Raw genomic sequence first — 20,957 nt, 5'->3', positions numbered from 1 at the left:
TTGTGATGAAAACAATACGAATGAACACTTCTTTCTTGGTTGCATTATTTTTGTTGTCATTTCCTGCACTTGCAGAAGATGAAACCTATATTGCGTCTATTGAGGCGAATACAAAAAATCGCGCCAATGCTTTTACAAATGAAATAAAACAAATCAGTAAGTCTCTTGAGACTTCAGAAAAATCGGGTCAAATTGCAGAATTTACCGGCGAGATGCATCAAGTCATAAAAACACAGGAGCCCATTGTAACCCACTTAAAAAAAGTCAGTCAGGTACTCGTGTTCTTATCGTTTTCAATGCCAGAAAAAAGTCTACAAGCTTGGCTTTTACAATGTAAACAAAGTGGAGCAACACCTGTGATTCGGGGACTAATTCATAATTCGTTTAAAGAAACGATGACGGCTATTCAAACGCTCAGTAAAAAAACAGGAATTGGGATGCAGCTTGATCCTATTCTTTTTATAACCTTTGATATCACTATGGTTCCTGCAGTGGTTTATGTGAAAGACACCCCTGCTTGTCCTGCCAATATGGATTGCAAACCGGTGAATTACGACAGTCTTTATGGTGATGTGTCGCTGGATTACGCCTTAGAAAAAATGAGGGGCGATGAGCAGTCAGAAGACCCCGTGTTGGATCAAATGATTCTTCGGTTAAGAGGGGGGTTAATCTGATGAAAGGCTTCGTTTTAGTTTTTTTAATCCTTTGTTCACAGGTTTTTGCACTTGATTTGAATCAGGCGTATCAAGAAGGCGTTCAGACCGGAACAAGCCATACCAATCAATCCATTGATTTATTAAAAGCACTGGATCTGAGCCAGTTTCCTGGCTATCAAGCCAATCTGCCGCAAGAACATTATTATAGTGGCGTCACGCAGGCAAGCTCAGGTCTTGAAGCCGATTCGCAAACTGCCGTAGCTCAGAATGATGCAGGAAAGGCAGTAGGCGAAAGTTTTAATCATCGCCCCTTGTATCAAGTAAATCCTGCCTCGGAATCAATGCAAAGGTTAAATCAAATCGCCGAAAATGGAGATGCGATTATGCACGGCCAAAATACCGATAAAACCACCTGCTCTTTAAAGCCCAAAGAATGCCATTACTCATGGCAGGAAAAAACATGCCTGTCTAGCAAGGTATTAGGTGTATTGCATTGTGCAAGGCACTTACGGTTGGATGTCTCACCCTACAAAACAGAAAGTTACAGTCTGTACCTGCGAAAAGGAGGTATGAGAAGGACGCCTTTTAAAGTCTTAGTTAATCTGGCACAAACAGATACCTGTCAACAGGGTAAAACGCCTTGCTATACAATTTATAAAGATTTAGCGATAGCGCCTGCGATTATATTGCCTGCTAATTGTGCCATGGTGAAAGTAAGTTTTGTCGATGAAAAAGGAATGGTGGTTGTTGAGCAAACGGCTACTTGCACCAATCCCACCCTATCAATTTCTGTGGGCAATTGTCGATTTGGTCGCTGCACAGTGCCCTATTTTCACTCCGTTTCGATGACAGTTGAAATTTATGAAAGCAAAGAGTATTGGGACGACCAATGCCAACATTTGCAAAACAAAGAAAAAGAGGGGTTGTGTCATATTACTGAGCCTCTAACATGCACTGAGCGTAATCAAACACGAGTTATTGGTGATGTTTCATTTACTCGCCCTTGCTGGAAAGAAAGAGCTTCCTACACCTGTGGTGGCAGTCAGGAGCAAAATACCTGCGATGACTTGGTGAATCAAGGATGTGAGCAGACTGCTTCGACTTGTGTGAAAGAAGAAGCAGGACGTTGCACAACACATCAGCAAACGTATCAATGCCCGATAAACCAATGTACTGACAACCAACTGTTGTGTGGTGAGGATGCTTTTTGTTTGGATGGTAATTGTGCGAAACATGAACTAACCCCAGCCAATGAAGAAGATTTTAAAAAAGCAATGTCCACCTTATCCGCCGCCTCGGAAGCCTCAAAAGACTTTGATGGCAATGCCAATTTTATTTTCAAAGGTCAATTGCTTGAATGTTCAACAACAATGCTCCATTTTAAAAATTGTTGCAGTGATAAGGGGTGGGGTCTGGATCTTGAGCTGGCACAGTGTAGTGATGCTGAGAAAAAACTGGGAAAAGCTCGAGAAAACAAACTGGTAGTACCTACAGGTGAATATTGTTTTAAACGCAAAAAACTCCCTATTGGCTCAGTCTGTGTCGATCACCACCAGACTTACTGTGTCTTCCAATCTAAATTAGCCCGTATGGTTCAAGTACAAGGAAGACGTGACCAGTTACATATTGGTTTTGGCCAAAATAAATACTCTAATTGTTCAGGTATTACGCCTGAGCAAATGCAATTAATTCACTTCGAATCCATTGATTTTTCAGAATTTTATGAAGAGGTAAAAAATAAACAAAAACAACCGGATTACCAACAAACTGCCAATGGAATAAGCCAGCGCCTTAATCAATTTTACAATCAAGGAGACATCAATGGCTAGATGGTTTTTTGTTTTGTTGGTTAGCGTGAGTCCTTTTTTGTACGCCGAGCAGCCTTATCTTAATGAGCATGAGGAAGGTTGGTATTGGCATAAAGATCCCAAAGAGGAAGTCAAGAATAAACCACAAACTGAGTCAGTGGCAGCTTCACCTGTAAGTAAACCTGCCGATCCTGATAAAACATGGAAATTGATTGGTACTAGGGTGCAACAGGCTCGTGCACAAGCTATTTTAAATCCAACTCCTAAAAATATTGCTCGGGCAAGACGATTACAACGATTGATTGTGGCACAGGCTAATCTATTTTCTGAGAAATGGATGCTCGATTTGCTAATCAATCCAGATCAAGATGAAAGTCTTATTAATCCAAGCAGTAGTGCGGCACGTGATGTTTACAACCAGCAAAACAGCATGCAAAAGGAAAAGGCGATTATTCAAATTAGTCAAACATCTGGTTTGTTGTATTTCTATGAGGGTGGTGAACCATTTAGCGAGCGTATGGCCCAAGTGGTGAGTGATTTTGCAAACAGTTATCACATGACTGTTATTCCAATTGCCATGACCAATCGCATCTCCCCGATGTTCCCTAACTCACGAGTTGATTCCGGTCAGGCAACTCAGATGGGTGTTAAACACATTCCAGCGGTTTTTGCTCTTAATCCGGTATCAAAAAAAACCATGCCAGTTGCTTATGGCTTAGTCAGCCAGTCGGAATTGAAAGAAAACATTTTAATGGCAAGCAACGCTTTTCAATCGGGAGATTACAATGCGCAATAAATTAGCTATTTTTCTAATATTAGGAACGTTATTTTCATCAAGCCTATACGCCGATATTGATAATGCACCGCTTCATGCCCTTGCCAAACATCAAGGATTTTTCTTTTTTTTCAGTTCGAGTTGTCCTCATTGTCAACGCTTTGCACCCACGCTCAAACGCTTGAGTCAACACTATGGCTTTAGCGTAGTTGCTATTTCTGTTGATGGAGGCTTTTTACCGTCCTTTCCTGATGCGGTGATGAATGAAGGACAAACGAAGGTATTTCAAGTCAGTGTTTATCCTTCTCTTTTTTTGGTTAACCCAAAGAGCCAAGTGGCGAGTCTTGTTACTGAAGGCACTATTGATGAAGGCGAACTAACCAATCGGTTACTAAAAATTAGCCAGATACATGACAAAGAGGTGCCTTTATGAAAAAAATTCTTCTGTCTTGTGGGTTAATCGGTGCACTTGGCATCGGACAAGTGTACAGCAAATCAATAGGTGAGGATTTAACTGGCTATTTTAAAGCCCTTAATATGGGAGCGAATGTCACAGAGCCTCATGCCTATCAAGCACAGCGTGCCGGTTTTTATACGGGGGGTAATTTATACGCCAGAAGCAGCGTGCGTAATCTGCAAATTATGCGCTTGAGCTGGCCTAAGGTGTCTGCAGGCTGTGGTGGCATTGATGCCACGTTAGGTGGTTTTTCTCACATCAAAGGTAAAGAGTTTGTAGATTTTACCAAAAACATATTGAACAACTCACAAGGACTTGCCTTCCAATTAGCCCTAGAGCAAGCAACACCTCTGTTAGGTAATGTGGCAACCAAATTACAAAACGTGGCTACCTGGGTGAACCAAACTAATATCAGTTCGTGTGCAACGGCTGAAAGTGCCGTACTGGGTTTAGCCCCACGCACCCGTATTGCACAGCAACATGCCTGCCAATCCATCGGTCAATCTAAAAATCTCTTTTCAGACTGGGCAGAGGCACGACAAGGCTGTGGTAAAGGCTCCAGTAATTATGATTACGACAGAGTGATTAATGAAAACAGCAGCAATGAGCAGGTAGTTGATAATACCAATGTGGCGTGGAATGCGTTAAAGAAAAACGGCTTATTTGCAGATGATATCGAATTAGCTCAACTCATGATGACCTTATCGGGCACCTTAATTCTGACTCGCGATGCAGAAGGGGTGCATGTCCAACGCCTGTCTTCCTTAGTAAGTAATAACAATTTAATCAGCGCTCTTTTACGCGGTGGCGAGGTAAAAATCTATCAATGTGATGAAAAGGTCAAATGCTTACAACCCACCTTAACCAGTAAAAACATTGATATCAGTCATGGTCTTGAATCAAAAGTTCGTGATCTGATTTTGGATATGGCAAGCAAGATTAAAGACAATGTGGAGCAAAGTGATGCCGCTAAAGGATTAATAGAATCCACCCAATATCCGGTAATGAAAATGGTCAGTGTGCAAATGGCCTTTATGAAAGACAGTGCGGTGATTGACACCACCCGTTACTCAGAAGCCATTGCCATTGATATTTTATTTCAATATTTGAATGAAAACTTACAACTCGTTAAACAAGCAGCAGGAGCTTTGCAATATCCAGAGGCCATTATGAAAGAGTTTCAAACTGATCTCACTCAGGCTCGTCGCGACTTGGTTCAAATGGAAGGTACCGCGCATCAGCGAATGAGCATGGCGATGCAGATGATTCAAGAAACTCAAACCATAGAGCAAATGCTTGTAGGAGAATTTTCATCAGAGCTCACTCAGTCTTTGAGTTGGGCTAATCAAATGAGGTGAGTGAAATGGCTGTTACGATGCAAATTTATACGATTACCGGTGGTGAGTTACTTAAGGCGTTTTATAACGCCACCGCAGCTATGTTTCACTATGATGGAATACTTGGGATTTTTAGAACAGCACTGATTATTGGTGGGGTTTGGACTGTTGGCCAATTTATTGTAAAACGTGATGTGCGCAGTATGTTCTTCTTTATTTTAAAATATGCTTTTGTTATTTCATTTATTCTAACACCTACCTGCAATTTGCAAATCCACGATAGAACTGATCCTCTGCGACCAGATTTAACGGTTGATAACGTGCCCTTAGTTTTGGGTGTTGTAGGAGGATTAAGCAGTCAGCTAAGTGATAAAATAACCCGGCTTTTTGAATTCTTCTTTCATTCACCTAACGATATGGATTACAGCCAAACAGGCATGATCATGGGTGCGAAGCTCTTTTTATCAGTAAGTAATATAAAAATAACCGATCCGTTGTTTAATGCAAACATGCAAAAGTTCATGCAGCAATGCGTGTTCTATGATGTGATGTATGGACGATATGGCTTAAAAGACATTAATCAAGCAAGAGATATTTGGGAATTGGTTAAATCCAATGCCTCTGTTGCTCGTGGGTTTATTTACGATGGTTCATTTAAATCGTGTATGGAAGCCGCTAGTTTATTAGACAGTGCCTGGAGTGGCGTGATTGAAGATGCCAAATCTAAGTATGCAGGTTTTGCTTTTGGCAATCATTCAGATGCCCTAGCTAATTTCGAAAAATACTTACCTCAAGCTTATAATCATTTAACCGCCATGTCAGGTGATGCCGCAGCACTTATTCGGCAAAATATGATGGCCAACGCCATTCGCGATGGCGTGTTTTCTATGGGCGCACGTGTGAATTCAAAAGCGGCCATAGACAGTTTTTCAGCCAGTCGAGCACAGGATAAAATACCCGCGGCACTCAGCAATATTGGACTAATGTCCGCCTATTGGTTGCCCATGTTGCAAAGTCTTTTATTTTGCATTGTTATAGGGTGTTTTATTTTTGTCTTGTTTTTTTTCCCCTTTCCCTCCGGCATTTCTTTTTTTCAATTTTACGCAACACTGTATGTCTGGCTTGCCCTATGGGCACCGATGTTTACTGTTATTAACTACATCATGACTATTTTGGCGCAGTTTTCATTGTCCTTTGTGTCAACAGGGGCGACTACTTTGGCCTACCAAACAGGCATGAATCAAGTCTATGAAAATATGGCTGCCTTGGGAGGCTACTTAGTCTTGGCGACAACCACATTGAGTTATATGTTAATCAGTCGACACGTGGGTAGTTTTGTATCACTCACGCAACAACCAACAGGTATTGTTCAAAATGCCGCCTCCTCTGCGGCAGAAGAAGCACAAATGGGAAATTACAGCTACGGAAATACCAGTTTTGCTAATCATAATGGGTTTAATAGCAGTTCTTTTCATAACGATCAAAACGCCAGAATATCATTGGGTGGTATTGAAACAAGCCTTGATAGTGGTTCAATTGCGCGAATATCGCGTGATGGCAGTGAAACACTGACGATGGCAACTGCGACCTCGCATACCCCGCTTAATATTCAATTAGGAGAAAGCACGCGATCTGCATTTTCTGAATTATCCGACAGTGCTAAAAGTGCTGGGTTCAATAAATCAATTGCTTCATCAGAGCACTATGCGGCATCACTCAGAAGCCTGGCAGAGCTTGGTGAAACGCAATCACATGGGGAACAAAGTGGGCAGGGACATCAAATATCCACTTCAGCAGGCTTTAATGCCGCGGCATCAAAAATATCCAATCTCATTGATACCTTTGCTCACGATCATAATATTTCTCGGGATGATGCGACTAAAGTTTTAAGTGCTGCCAGTATTAATTTAGGAGGATCGTTTGGTTTTGGAACTGGTTCTGCAACACCTGGCGCAAGGGGCAATATTGAGATTGGGGGAAATGTGCGTCATGAACGAGACAAATCAGAATCCCATCAAGACGCACGCTTGATGAATGAAGCGCGACGCTTTAGTGAGGAGCATCATTTTACAGATGTAGTAAATGAGGCAAGACAAGCCACCAAGGACGATCATTTCCGCACTTCTGATGATTTTAGTGGACGCTTGGCTAATAACTTTTCAGCAGGCTTTGATAAATCTATGCAGTATCGAGATGAAGCTGTGGCGAGTTTTTCCGAATCAGAGAGTTATCACCGACAAGCAACTACTTCCAGCGAGCAAACAGCATCTATTAATCTTGATGCTCAAACAGGATTTATTGATTGGTTATCACATCATCGTGCACCTAATAGTCAGGGAACCATTGGGTTGCAACAGGCAGAATGGCTAATTCGTCACGATCCTGAATTAGCTCAGTCTTATGCAAGACAATTTGTTGGTGAAAAAACCGCGCAATCAATCAGCCAATTTCAAAAAAATCATCCTATTAACGAAAGTCAGGTGCACCAAAAAAATGATGCCTTTAAAAGTCGTGTTTCTGGTAGTGCGGGGGTTGATCATGCTCTTGGTGATTATACCAATACCTTCAATGAGCGAGCAAAGAACATCAATGCAGGAGGCGTTAATAAAGATTCGGTTAGTGCCGTTGATAAGGATTTTGCACGCGCCAAGTCAGAAATGTCCAAGAATGTTGAAGGTATTGTGCAAGATGGATCGCAAGTCATGCAGGATGTCATAGTTGCCCAAGCAAACAAGGACGTTAAATGATATCTACCAGGAGCGAGTTCCATAAGGGTTTCCAGAGGTATCCATACCACTGCTTCCTGACATCGGCCGACCTGAGCTTGGGTTTATGCTCACTGAAGAGCTGTAGTTATTTGAACGATGGTAATTGGGCGACTCATGTGAGGAAAACGGCTGGTTTAGTGATGAACCACCGTAGGATCCAAAAGAAAATGCAAAGCCTAAATCTGAGAGCATCAAATCAAAGCCAAAAGAGGCACCAAGCCCAAAAGCCGCTAATGGTGACACAAGGAATAAGAGCCAATCGGTGCAATAAAAAAATAAGGAGCCTTTGTTACTTGGGAAATCACCAAAACAAAGAAATAGTAACACCACAATTAAAAGAACAAGAGAACCGATTCCCATTGATGCCAAACGCAGTTTTTTTCTTTGTTCAGGGGACAGGTCATCAAGTGAGCGAATCATCACTTGCCCTTTATAGTTCTTCTCCATTGGATTTTCTCCTTTTTATTCATTGTAGCCTGTTTTTCACTTTTTTTATATCGATTCGGAGTCAATGATGGCGGTAAATCCTACAAAATTATTTATTCGCGGCGGTCAAATCTTTTTGCACAATGTCCGCATGTTCACACAGGTAGGTAAGAAAGTAAGCCTTGCTATGCTGATAGTTTTTTTTATTTTCTTAAGTCTGGCTTTTTATTTTAATACCAGTGCGTATCAACGTTATATTGGCCAGCAATGGGTTAAAGCCCAGGCAATGACTTTAATACAGAGCAAAACCAAGCAAGTGGTTCGCATGCCAACGGGTGAATCTTATCCAGTGTATTCAGCGCAAATTGTAAAAGCTCCCATGGTCATCGGCATTGTTAATCAATTAAAACAAGCTCTACTTAAGAGCATGATAGAGGCACTATTTGCCTCTGTCATGATGTTAATTGTCATGGTTAAGTGGTTACAAAAAAGAGGGGAAAATCAAAGTAAAGCCAAGATCATTCGAGGCAGTGAGTTAGTGGATGAAAGCACATTACAAAAGCGCATCAAAAAAACCAGTAGGGTTTCTCCCTATCGTATTGGTGGGGTGTCACTGCCCTATGGTTCTGAAACCCAGCACATACAAATAGTAGGCACCACGGGCTCTGGTAAAACGGTTGCTATTCGTGATCTATTAACGACGATACAAGACAGAGGTGAGCGTGCAATTATTTATGATAAAGGGGGAACTTATTTATCCCGTTTTTATCGTGAACATCAGGATGTAATTTTAAATCCCTTAGATACAAGAGGCCATTCATGGAATGTTTGGGCGGAATGTGAAGACAAAGCCGATCTTGAAGCACTTGCTGAAGCCATCATGCCAATGCCTATCAATAACACCATGGATCCCTTTTGGATTAAAGCCGCGCGTATGATTTTCGTCTCCACTGCCAATGAGTTGAAAAATGATCCCAAACGCTCCAATCTAATGTTGTTGCAATACTTACTCACTGCAGATTTAGGTCGGATTCATCATCTACTGCGTCATACTGAATCAGAATCTCTGGTATCAGACAAAGTACAAAAGACTGCATTAAATGTAAAAACCGTAATGGCTACTTATTTAAAATCCTTATTGTATTTAAAGGATGACGGGGATATCTTTTCGATTCGGGACTGGATTTTGAATGATCAGAGCAACTCTTGTTTGTTTGTCAGTTCTGATGGGCGCAAACACCCAACCATTAGACCGCTGATTTCAGCTTGGATTAATACGGCTACCAAAGAGCTCTTAAGTTTAGCGCCAGATGATAACCGCCGTGTTTGGTTTATTTTAGATGAATTGGCAACTCTACATGCTTTACCCTTTTTAGCCGCAGTCAAGTCAGAAAGTCGCAAATTTGGTGGTTGCTTCTTATTGGGCCATCATGGTGCATCCCAGTTGCGCACTATCTATGGTAACGATGGTGCCGCGTCCCTTTCAAATTTGTGTTCGACTCGCTTGTTCCTCCGTTTACCCGAACATACTGATGCAGAACATGCTTCCCGCAATATTGGTACCTATGAAATTGAAGAGGTCAATGAATCTATTAGTTATGGTGCTAACACCATGCGTGATGGGATTTCAGTATCTCGGCAAACTAAGGAAAAGCAATTGGTTTTACCAACTCAAATTCAGGTAATCAATGATCTACAAGGGTATTTGCGAGTAAAAGGTGAATTTCCTGCAGCAAAAATAAAGCTTAATTACGTTGATTATCCTCTCATTCACGAAGAGTTTATTGCACGAGCTATTGATCCTGATCCGCTACGTCAAAAAGTGGAACAATTGGTGGATACCTATAGCGATCCTATCCTTGCCGCATCCCATGATGATGCTTTAGAGACTGCAACTTCAACAAATAAAAACCTTACGAAACCAATTGCCAGAGAAAAAAAGATTGAAGAAGAAAAAGAGCTTGTTGAGTTTTTATAAGAACAAATAAGGGGTAAGCATGTTAAGTCTTCAGCCATTAGACAGTGCTGATGGAGCAGCATCGTATTATCTGGATGTCGTCAATTATTATGAAAATGATTCTAAAAGTGTGCGCTGGTTAGGGGATGGAGCGAAAATTCTTGGGATCCACGGGCAAACAGTAGAAAAAGAACAGATGTTAGCCCTTCTTAAAGGTACATTGCCGGATGGTACTCAACTTGGTCGAATCGATAAGGACGGTATCCATCATCGTCCTGGTTTTGATATGACCCTTACTGCCCCAAAATCTTTTTCAATTTTACTTGAGAGTGGTGCTGATCCAAGGCTTGGAGAGGTGTTTGATAAGGCTGTTGAATGGTTCGTTGAAGAAATGGAAAAGGAGTTTGCCCAAGCAAGGCAACTTGTTGACGGAAAAATTGAATACATCGACACCCAAAATTTAGTAATTGCTGCTTTTCGTCAACCAAGCTCTCGCGCCAATGATCCTAATTCGCATACACACCTGGTAGTTCAAAATATGACCCACTGTCCAGATGGTAAGTGGCGTTCACTTGCCAGTGACATGGATAGTCAAAAAGGAGTGGTTGAACAAATCATGAAACACCATATTTATGGTGGGCTTAAATTTCGCAACAAATTAGCAAATTTAACCAAAGAACTTGGCTATCAGCTGGTTTCTGATGGTGATGGTTTGTGGGAAATCCAGGGTGCACCTGAGCAGGTATTAACCCATTTTTCAAAACGAAGGGAATCCATCGAAGCACTATTAGATGAAAAAGGCTGGAGTGGTGCCAAAGCATCCTCAATTGCGGCTCAAAAAACAAAATTGGATAAGGAAATCATAGATTATGATCAATGGAAAGAAGACATCATCAATGAATGCCAGGGGATGGGCTTTGATCCGCATCAATTAGTGGCCTCATCGTATAAGCCTCAGCAAAATCTGTTTCAAACTTTAAAGGAAAACATTATTGAGCGCTTTTATGGCAAGGACAACATCGAAATGAATCATGCCAGAGAGTCTGTGTATGTGGCCATTGAATCAATCAGTCAACAGCATGCGGTGTTTGAGGAAAGGGAACTTAAAAAAGAAGCGCTAAAATATGTAATCGCCAGCAATAAGATAATCGATGAAACCTTAATTAATAAAGCCATTGATGAAAACATTGCAAATCAAAACCTGTATACGGCAAGACACCCCTTCACACAAAAGCCTTTATTGACAACGCCCTGGCAACTAACACTTGAGAGCGAGGCCATCCAGCGTATTGAAAATGGTAAAGGTGCTGTTTCTGCTATTTGTTCGAAACAAAAAGTCAGTGAGTTTATAAAAGCAAAAGAACAGGAGATGGCATTTGCTTTATCCCCTTCACAGAAAAAAGCCATGACAACCTTCCTAACTTCAACAGACCGATTTATTGCCATTCAAGGGTATGCAGGAACTGGTAAAACCACGATGCTACGTTTGACTCGTGAATTAGCATCCCTTCAGGGCTATGAAATTCGTGGTATTACTGCAGGCTCGGCAGCCGCCAATGAACTGCGCCATAAAGGAGGGTTAAATGCTTCTACCTTTGCAAGAGAGTTAGGGAGATTGCAAAATCAGAAACAGGACTTAAGTAAAACCATATTTGTGGTGGACGAAGCCTCTATGTTATCTAATCCACAAGGACATAAAATCATCAAACTGGCAGAACAGTTTAATACCCAGTTAAAGATCATTGGCGATAAAGCCCAGCTTCCTTCCCCATCCAGCGGGAAATTATTCTCTGTCATTCAAGATTATGGGATTAAAACGGTTGCCATGACGGATAATCTTCGCCAGAAAGACTCAGAATTAAGGGAATCAGCAATTCATGCTGGTAGAGGTGAAATCTATGATGCCGTTGATAAGTTAACTCATGTGGAAACGCTTGATACTTATTTAAAACGGGTTGATTATATTTCAAGTAAATGGTTGTCATTAACACCAGAAGAACGCCAAAACACACTATGCTTTGCCCCAACGCACAGAAATCGCCAGGATATAACTCAGATTTTACGAAACGCTTTAATTCAAGAAGTGACACTAACCGGACAAGAGCATCTGCAACCCATATTAAAAGAACGCAATTTAACCGGAATTAAGCTCAGAAATGCAGCTTATTATAGTCAAAACGATATCATTCGTTTTAATCATACTATTCAGCGGTATAACATCAAAGCAGGAGATTATTTAACTGTTGGGCAGGTCACTAACAAAAACAAGCATAATAATATACTGATTCTTAAGCATGAAAATGGTCAAGCCATAAAATTTAAATTGTCCTCACTACCTGAATTTAGAACTGAAAACAAAGATTTGGAACGGCCTGTTGAAGTATATCGGCGAGAACAATTGAGTCTAATGGCCGGTGATCAAATTCAATGGAAACGTAATTCTGAACACAACGGTATTCGCAACTCTGAATTGGCAACCATCAGACAAATCAACAATGAGGGAATAACAATCATAACGGAAGACAATCAAACCCTACACTTACCTCACGGAGCAAAAGAACTACGCCATCTTGATCATGGCTATGTACTCACGACCTATGCTACCCAGGGAAAAGATAAAAAAAGAGGTCTTGGCCTTATTGAAAGCCAAAACCGATTTGCATCAACCATCCAAAACTATTACGTGGAAACAACCCGTGGTATTTGGGAAATGATAGTAGTCACGGACGATAAAGATCATCTGGTTAAAGCCATTACCACCAATAACAGTGACAAGTACTCCTCAATGGATATGGTTGATTCAGATACTCTGAAAGCTCATGAAGCACGTTTTAAAGAGCACAAAAACAGCATAGTCTTACAAAATGCCATTGAAAAAAAATTATCGAAAGAACAGGACTGGAAGGGCTTGGAACAGACAGTAGAAACCTATGTTCAATGCAAACAACAAGGGGAAGATCGAAAAGCGGCAAAATTAGCATTTGCCATTGTGAATGATCCCAAATTGTATCGCCTTGCCAAAGAACGCTTGGGTTTTGGTGTTAGTACCTATCGGCGTGAAGCTCTGCGTTTCCAAACCTCGAAGTTATTACATTCACTACCCAAATCAGAAAGGCAGGATTTTTCTACTGTCAGGCAGTACGTGTTTTTAAACCAACAAATCCTTAAACGAAGTCAGCATATCAATGCCCAATCGTTGGATAATGGAATTTCAAATCAGAATAAACAAGCTCTGCAACAACAGTCCGCTAAACGCAATGCAGTAGCTTTTGTAATTAGTAGGGATCTGGAGCGTTATAAACCTTATTTGCAGCATTTTTCCATCGGAGAACTAAATCGAATTGGATTGCCACAGCATGAATATGGCAAGGAATTTAAAAAAGCACAAATGCGCCTGGAATCACTTGGCAAGCAGGCAACAAGGGACTTAATACGTACCAATATTTCGCTTTATTTAAACGCACAAGGCGAAGAGAAAGAAAGGCTTGCAGTCCAAATTAAAAGAGAATCCAAGTTATCACATTCTTTTGTTTTAACCCATGCAAAAGAATTGAATCAAAAGCCTGAATCATTATGGCAATCCATACATAAAGATGCGCGTTTGCATAGCGATAAATTGTTTCGAAATGGATTAAGTGCTGAGGGAAGATTGGCGTTCGATAACATCAAAGTCTATAAAGCATTACAGCTTGAGCTTAGAGAAAATTGGTCAGCAAATTTAAAAGAAGCGGGAAACAGTGAAGGGAAGAGTAGTAATCCAAAATCTATTGAGTTACTCACCCGCCGCAATGAGTTAGCTCACGAATTGATGCAAAACAAAGCCATGCCTGAAATAGCCTCTTATTTCAAGCTGGATTTGGCAAAATTAGCAGTACAAACAGAAAAACAGCAGTATCGGGAAAACATCAAGCAATTTACGGCAAGTAAGTCTAATTTCAAAACACGTCTTGCAGTAATTAATGAGATTAAAAATGATATCACTGGCCATTATCCCTTTATTAAAGAAGCAAATATTGAATCTAAAACCCTTAGTAAATATCTACGAGTTACCGACAGAAAGGAACGATTATCTAATATTTCTTCACCTGAGAAAAAAGACTATCAATGTTTCCTGACTTACAAAAAAGCCAGTATGCAAACTTACAGGCTTTGGCAGCAGGCGCACCTTAATAAAGCTGATGGCAATGTACAAAATAACAAGCTGATATCAGCAGCAATCAGTCAGTCATCAAAACGTGATGCATTGGCTCATCAATTAAAAGGCTCAAAGTACCTTGATTCAATTTTATCCTATGAAAAAGGCAACAAAGAAAAGCTGTTAGCCCAGGCTAGCAACCACCAAATAAAATTGCGTGAAATTAAGGAGCTAAATGAAGTCGTACACACACTATCAATGCAGTTCCCTAGCGTCACAAACTCTCATTCTGCAAAAGAAATATCAGCCTGGAAAAAGAACTGGTTATCTCTTTCCAGTCATATGAAGCAAATTGAAAAGGGCATCGGTTATCAATTAGCTTTGCAAGAATATCCATTGAATGTGTCATCTGTAAATACAATTAATAAGGAATTAGAAAATAACTACGATTTTAAGCCAGAAACGATCACCCAAAAATCATTGCAATCAACCAATCCGGTCTTACAAAAAATCCAAAAATCTGCACAATTTTTGGATGCCAGAATTATTAATGAAGCTCTGATGGCCGACCCAGAAACTACCTATAAAACAATCTGGGGTGAGCCAAAAACACAAAACTCCAGAGAGTTACGTTATTCTGGTGGCTTAATTGTAAGCTTGAAAGGCAAGGACAAAGGCTTATGGCATGATTTCAGTGACGGAATAGGAGGCGCGCCGATTCAAGCGATTATGGCAAGAGATAGGCTGTCTTTTAAAGAAGCACTTGCTCAAGCTGCGTCTATGGCAGGTATTAATCAATTAGAAGAACTTTCCAAATTTCTAAAAGCACCCATTCCTAGTAAAAATGAATTACAAACATTAAGTGACCTTGAAAAGAAGAACAAAGTAATTTCAGCCAAAAGTATTTGGGGTGGTTCTATTCCTGCAAAGGGAACACTGGCCGAAAAATATCTCAAAAAACACCGAGGCATAGAGACAATTGATAAAATGGATATACGTTTCTGGCCAACTGGAACTCAATGGAAAAACTGTAATGAACAAGGATTATTGGAAGATAAAGTTAATAAAATCCCAGCATTAATCATTGCAGCAAGAAATGAAAAAAATGAGCTAACAGGTGTTCAACGAATTTACCTCGACAAGCACACCGCCAGTAAAAATAAATTCATGGACAATCCAAAGCTATCTAAAGGAATCATCGAAGGCAGTTGCGGGATTATTCAAAAAGGAATGCAAGGAGCCAGTCTTTATATTGCCGAAGGCTTTGAAACGGGAGCATCTATAGCCCTTGCGGACAGCAAAGCCACAGTATTATGTTCCCTTGGTGTGTCAAATATGAAGAACTTAATCCCAATCATCAAGAAATTCAATCCAAAGGAAGTCGTTATTGCAGGAGATAATGATGGAGAGTTCGCTAAATCACAACAAGCCATCGAAAAAACAATCGGTGCCTTTAAACAAGATAATTTAAGTGCCAGAACAGTATTTCCGGATGGATTGCAGGGGAAAGCAAAAACGGACTGGAACGATATTCATTTAAGTAAAGGGATTGCTGAAATCCAAAAACAACTAATGAAAAAGGATATAGGAGCCATTTCATCAACCGTTGATAAGTCAATTGAACTACAAAAAACAATTGCCGATTTTGTACAAATAAAGTCCATGAAGTTAAGCGGCAGCCAAATCATTTCAATTAGAGACAATGCTGCAAACATTGACAATAAAAGAGACTTAAATCAATTAGTCGCAGCTTACAACAAAAGTCAACAAGCATTAGAAAAATCTGGCTCCTTCACTCCTGAAAAAACACTGCCCACAAAAACAAGGAGTGAAATAGAAATGGAGCTTTAGATACTCCAACCATAGCATAGCGTATGCTCACACTGAAAATATCTGCCATTGATATATAATCCTATGATTACATAAAGTAACATTATGAAAAATAGGGTATTTATTTTTACTTTATTCAATATGGAGCACTATAGTGGCAGTAAAAAAAAATTAGACGATTATGTTAAATAATTGATCGGTTAATTTAAAATAGTTTGAGGTTAGTTTATTAATCTAGCAGCTGTTTGAAGCCAGCATTAATAAGCACTTGATGATGTTTACTAAAAGATTTTTCAGGTATAGCTAGCCAGAGTAGGTGACGAGGACGGGTCATAGCGACATATCCAATTTTTAAAAGTTCACTGTTGTAATCCTTTCCTTTCAGTTTATTTAACAGAGGGGCTAAGTGTTTTTCTGTCATTATATAAAGAATTGCGTCAAAGGTATCGCCCTTCACCCCATGAACAGTGTCTATATGTATTCCAGTCTGGTTACTTGGAACTATATTATTGGAAATAGGGACGTCAGTAAGACCGGCATTGTTTATAGAATTACCCAGTCTTTCAGGGCAATTGAATCCTTCAATGGAGGACAATTCTTGACATAGGATTTGAAGAGCATTTTTTAGTTTAGGGTGCCATTCACTTTTAGCTTTTAAAGCGGTGTGGGGAAGGCCGTTCTCAGGATCTTTTACAAAATTCCATAACTTTTTCCTGAACTTCTTACGGAATTCACTTTGACTGTTATTCCTATCTATTTCTTTCCACTTTTGACTAGCTTTACACAAATATAAAACAAGCTCTGTACACTGTTCATAAGCACCGAGTAAATCTTTATGACAGTCTCTTTGCAAGGCTGCTTTAGCAAACCTATGAGTAATCGTAGCCTTATAAGTACTATTATCTCCAAGCAATTTTCTGACCATTTCTCTAGATCTGGCTACAACTGCACAATTATTTATGTTTAATTTATAACTAATTATGTGTTCATTAAACTTTTGAACGGCAGAGTTAACTTCATTTATATCATATTTAATTAAAAATACTCCTTGCCACGCTTCAGAACATACATTTTCGGAAAACATATCAGCTGAACTGCCAAAAATTTTGGTTGCAGCAACTATGTCTTGATTTGATCGAATATTCTTAGAAATTTTCTTGTTATCTACGTTATGCCGTTTTGCGTGCTGATTCAAATGATCGGCATTACCAATATCAAATTTAAAAATAGCTTGGTCTGGGTCTCCTATCAACATAAGCTTAGAGCCTAATTGCTCCAAGTGACATAAAATTCGTTGTTGCCATATATTAGTATCTTGCGCCTCATCTACAATGATCTCGGGGAAGCGTCTAGCTAGAATCTTACTTAGATTAGGGATCTCATCTAAGACCTTGGTACCCCAATATCGCGCATGATCATGCGTGTATAAACCTTGTTTGCCCAAAATTATTAGTTTTTGTAGAGCTTGAGATTGATTTATAGGGTAAGAAATACCATTTTGGTGAAAATAAAATAATGGTGCGTCTCCTTCACTTATCCCTATTTTAAGCTTAGCTATACTAATAGGGATATGTCCGTAAGGTTTCTTTGGAAAAGATACATTCAATTGATCCTGATTATTGAGAAAGTTTTCGTGTCCACTAACTAACGTTGGCGGACATTCAGATCCCATGACGATATGGCCAAAATTAGAAATTAAAAATCTTGTTATAAACCCGTCTAAAGTACCAACGAAATGGGGAGATTGCGGCAAGGATGAATATCCTAATTCTTTGAACTGTTTTTCAAAGCTCTTAATGGCTATATTGGTATGTGATAGGAGAGCAATGCCTGAATATTGAGATTTCCAATTTCTAATACGATCAGCCATTCGTAGAGATACCGTAAATGTTTTGCCACTGCCGGGACAAGATATAATCGCTGCAGAGCTTGATGCGTTTTTAATAATATCTTGTTGTTCGAGGGTTGCCCCTGAAAGTACATTATTAAAATCCATCATTTTCACTCGAATGGGATATAATATTTTCAGCCGTTATAAAATTTATTGCATTAAGAATATAATCTGGAACAATAAAACTTGTATTTTCTTCCAGTAAGTTAGATAGCTCTTGCGCAAATTCGCCTTTTGATCTGCACGAATGTATAAAACTAGAAAAAAACATTTTAGTTTTTTCCAAGTTGTTTGGAGCACTCTGTAATCTTGCCTCTAGATCCTCCCCAACTCTAGGATGGCAGGTTTTAAAAGCTTTTATGAGTACTGGTAAATTTTCAGGGTAAAGTGCAAGATCATACTCAAATGTTTTCTGAGACAAAAAAACCTTTATTAAATCTGTTTCTTTAGCTTTCAGTGCTATTGCTGTTGGTGAAGAAATAACTATCTCTTGAGCGGTAGGATAGTTATCTTTTGACGGATCTGAGTCTGTAATAACAGCGCATGGTATTTGAATACCTTTCTCGGAGAGAATAGAAAGGAAGGCATCAAAATTCAACCCTTGCACATTTACTATTGAGACCGATTTTTCTTTAAGTTCAATATCCATGGTTTTAGCAAAAAGAGATATAAGCATCGCCTCGGCAATTCCTTCAACCATGATTATTTTTTTAGCAAAAAATAGTTCAGCACGAGTTGCGTCTAAATAGCGCTCTAATTTTTTCTTATACTGATTATTTTTTAGTGACGCAATACTAAAACATTTTCCAATTCCACAAAGGCTCACAATACTATCCAACGGAGCTTGGCTAGCAAATATGGGTGAATGAGATGTAACAATTACTTGGACAGCTAAAGATTCAGGCTGTAGTTCATCCGAATTTATATTATCAGATTTATGTGCATTAATTGGGTTTGCTTGTTCTTTTAAATGTTGCAATAAAAGAACCTGTAATTGTGGGTGGAGATGGGCTTCTGGTTCTTCAATAAGAAGGGCTCGATAGGTTGCTTTATGTTCGCGTGTTAGTTGGCCAAGTACCGCAGCTGTAAAAATAACATTATTATATCCAAGCCCATTTTGCTCAACATCCATGCCCTCGATGAAAAGAGCAAGTCGCCCAAGAATTTTATTAAACTCTGTTCCAGAGAAGGACAATTCAATTTGTCGATATAAATCCTCACCGGTTATATCCTTTATTTTTTGGTTAATAGCTTCTGATGCTTTTGAAACAGGGGGTTGTACCTTTAGTTCCTCATCAACATTTTCTACAAGGCTGATTAATCTTTCTTCATCATCTTTAGATGAAAAACATTTAATGAGTCTAGCAATCTGGCTTGTGTAGCCAGGTTTTAACCCTTCTGTTGGATTTCGAAGAGGAGGAAGATATACACTAACAAGTTCTTCAAGTATTTCGCTTGATAGAGTTTGATTTTCATGTGCTCCGCACCATTTTTTGGAAATTAAACGCCTTCCATATTTACCCGGTGAAAGTCGCACAAAGAAATGTGCTTGAAATCTTTCTTCATATGGAATTAATGCTTCAATGAAAATAGCCTCTTCGTCTCTGGTTAGTCCATCAAATATATATTCCAACTCAATAGGACTATCTGGATTGCCTGTACAGATATCTAGATCAGTAAGATTTAGATTTTGCTGATCAATACTGGGTAATAGAGCACGTAACGCATCTATTACAGTGCTTTTTCCGATATTATTTTCACCTACAATGATATTCAAACCCATTCGAAAATTTATTTCGCAAGAGGACATAGAACGAAAATTTTTAATACTAAGCTTTGCAAGATACATTCCAATGCCCGTCCTTATGATATTGAATAGCTTGAAGGAATAGCTGTAACTAAATCTATCGGACAATTGGGAGAATTCTTTAATGAGTAGGGGGAAGGTAAATGTATTAAATTGAGCGCTAATGATTTGTTGAAAACACTATCTTTTGTTGCTATGCGTTGGGATTTGTTATTTCTGAGTGCCCCATCAGTGCCCCTCAGAGGTATTCAATTTGGCAAATTACATGTAACTACTTGATTTTGTTGGTGGGCCCACTAGGATTTGAACCTAGGACCAACGGATTATGAGGAATATGTTAAAAGTCTAAGGGCAAGATAAAGGCTATAGTGATTCCTGTTGAATACCTTTTAATTTATTAAATTTGTTTAAGGTATCTTTAGTTATTTGAACGATTTTATCATCATCAAAATTAAATTTATCAACGGCAATTTCTTTGATGATGCCATTAATTTGAATAATGAGTTTTTGGCAATACTCTTCAATGTTTGTAGTCTTCTGCTCATCTTTATTATCAGACTTACTGTTCATCACCATCAGTCCAATTTCAACAAGCCGTGTTGTCGTATAAGAGAGTGAATCATTCTCCTTACCGGCTATTTTAATTATTTGTTTATGAAGATTGTCAGGTAAGGTCACGGTGATTCTAGCCATAATATAACCTCTTTTGCGATTGTGTTGGTTGTCTGGCTGATGCATCCATGCACGCCACCCCTAATCACAATTAGATCATATTAGGCTATATATTTCAACTGGTTACGAGTACCAGTATGCGGATCTGCATCAGATACAACTTACAAAATATTTAAAAGTGATGCACATTTGCATACTGGTTTTTGATTGCTAATTAGCAAATATTTAGAATTTCGCATTAGATTCTTGCAAATATTACTTTATCTTGAATAAATACAATGAGTTACACATACTGCAACCAGTTGCGAAAGGTGTGGTGCGACAAGAAAAGTCGCTGTTTTGAGTTGTTAATCGGAAGAAATTCCGAAAACCATTTGTGTCGTCAGATGAACCTACGAGAGTTAATAAAGCCTCTCTGACAACGTAGTGAAACTACGG

12 protein-coding genes are annotated in these 20,957 nt (G+C 39.4%); 8 read left to right on the top strand and 4 right to left on the bottom strand.

The window, feature by feature from the left end:
• Nucleotides 1-5: 5 nt before the first annotated feature.
• Genes trbC through ACWTEW_RS30245 form a run of 6 tightly spaced genes read left to right on the top strand, consistent with a single transcriptional unit; the run spans nucleotide 6 to nucleotide 7,780 of the window.
• Nucleotides 6-674, top strand: coding sequence for a type-F conjugative transfer system pilin assembly protein TrbC (gene trbC / locus ACWTEW_RS30270; RefSeq protein ID WP_165482898.1), 669 nt, complete (start codon nucleotides 6-8; stop codon nucleotides 672-674).
• Nucleotides 674-2,485, top strand: a complete 1,812-nt coding sequence (traN, locus tag ACWTEW_RS30265) for a type-F conjugative transfer system mating-pair stabilization protein TraN (protein ID WP_131774930.1) — start codon at nucleotides 674-676, stop codon at nucleotides 2,483-2,485. The genes trbC and traN overlap by 1 nt, the downstream gene beginning before the upstream one ends.
• Nucleotides 2,478-3,260, top strand: coding sequence for a type-F conjugative transfer system pilin assembly protein TraF (traF, locus tag ACWTEW_RS30260; RefSeq protein ID WP_131774929.1), 783 nt, complete (start codon nucleotides 2,478-2,480; stop codon nucleotides 3,258-3,260). Before traN ends, traF begins: the two co-directional genes overlap by 8 nt.
• Entirely contained in the window at nucleotides 3,250-3,672 is a 423-nt protein-coding gene (gene trbB, locus ACWTEW_RS30255; protein ID WP_131774928.1) for a type-F conjugative transfer system pilin assembly thiol-disulfide isomerase TrbB, read from the top strand. Before traF ends, trbB begins: the two co-directional genes overlap by 11 nt.
• The gene (locus ACWTEW_RS30250; protein WP_131774927.1) at nucleotides 3,669-5,054 is read left to right on the top strand and encodes a conjugal transfer protein TraH; all 1,386 of its coding nucleotides are present in this window, start codon (nucleotides 3,669-3,671) and stop codon (nucleotides 5,052-5,054) included. Before trbB ends, ACWTEW_RS30250 begins: the two co-directional genes overlap by 4 nt.
• A 5-nt stretch (nucleotides 5,055-5,059) precedes the next feature.
• Nucleotides 5,060-7,780: a conjugal transfer protein TraG N-terminal domain-containing protein gene (locus ACWTEW_RS30245; RefSeq protein ID WP_165482897.1), complete on the top strand. Its 2,721-nt coding sequence runs from the start codon at nucleotides 5,060-5,062 to the stop codon at nucleotides 7,778-7,780.
• Between the two features lie 3 nt (nucleotides 7,781-7,783).
• Here ACWTEW_RS30245 and ACWTEW_RS30240 read toward each other — a convergent pair whose 3' ends face one another.
• The gene (locus ACWTEW_RS30240; RefSeq protein WP_165482896.1) at nucleotides 7,784-8,248 is read right to left on the bottom strand and encodes a hypothetical protein; all 465 of its coding nucleotides are present in this window, start codon (nucleotides 8,246-8,248) and stop codon (nucleotides 7,784-7,786) included.
• Nucleotides 8,249-8,312: 64 nt separating this feature from the next.
• On the opposite strand from ACWTEW_RS30240, the gene traD reads away from it, so the two are divergent.
• Together traD and traI are read left to right on the top strand one after the other, a co-directional pair.
• Nucleotides 8,313-10,205 (top strand): type IV conjugative transfer system coupling protein TraD, encoded by a 1,893-nt coding sequence (gene traD, locus ACWTEW_RS30235; protein ID WP_131774924.1) that lies wholly within the window; start codon nucleotides 8,313-8,315, stop codon nucleotides 10,203-10,205.
• A gap of 19 nt (nucleotides 10,206-10,224) precedes the next feature.
• On the top strand, nucleotides 10,225-16,170 hold the full coding sequence (gene traI / locus ACWTEW_RS30230; RefSeq protein WP_131774923.1) for a conjugative transfer relaxase/helicase TraI: 5,946 nt from the start codon (nucleotides 10,225-10,227) through the stop codon (nucleotides 16,168-16,170).
• Between the two features lie 208 nt (nucleotides 16,171-16,378).
• On the opposite strand, the gene ACWTEW_RS30225 is transcribed toward traI, so the two are convergent.
• From ACWTEW_RS30225 to ACWTEW_RS30215, 3 genes are all read right to left on the bottom strand, one after another.
• Nucleotides 16,379-18,148: a UvrD-helicase domain-containing protein gene (locus ACWTEW_RS30225; RefSeq protein ID WP_131774922.1), complete on the bottom strand. Its 1,770-nt coding sequence runs from the start codon at nucleotides 18,146-18,148 to the stop codon at nucleotides 16,379-16,381.
• On the bottom strand, nucleotides 18,135-19,889 hold the full coding sequence (locus ACWTEW_RS30220) for an ATP-dependent nuclease (protein ID WP_131774921.1): 1,755 nt from the start codon (nucleotides 19,887-19,889) through the stop codon (nucleotides 18,135-18,137). Before ACWTEW_RS30220 ends, ACWTEW_RS30225 begins: the two co-directional genes overlap by 14 nt.
• Before the next feature lie 321 nt (nucleotides 19,890-20,210).
• On the bottom strand, nucleotides 20,211-20,540 hold the full coding sequence (locus ACWTEW_RS30215) for a hypothetical protein (RefSeq protein WP_223499473.1): 330 nt from the start codon (nucleotides 20,538-20,540) through the stop codon (nucleotides 20,211-20,213).
• Nucleotides 20,541-20,957 lie beyond the last annotated feature (417 nt).

This window comes from Legionella stuttgartensis (genome assembly GCF_977063405.2).
The sequence above is the reverse complement of the archived record's forward strand: the minus strand, read 5'-3'. Positions and strand labels throughout refer to the sequence as shown.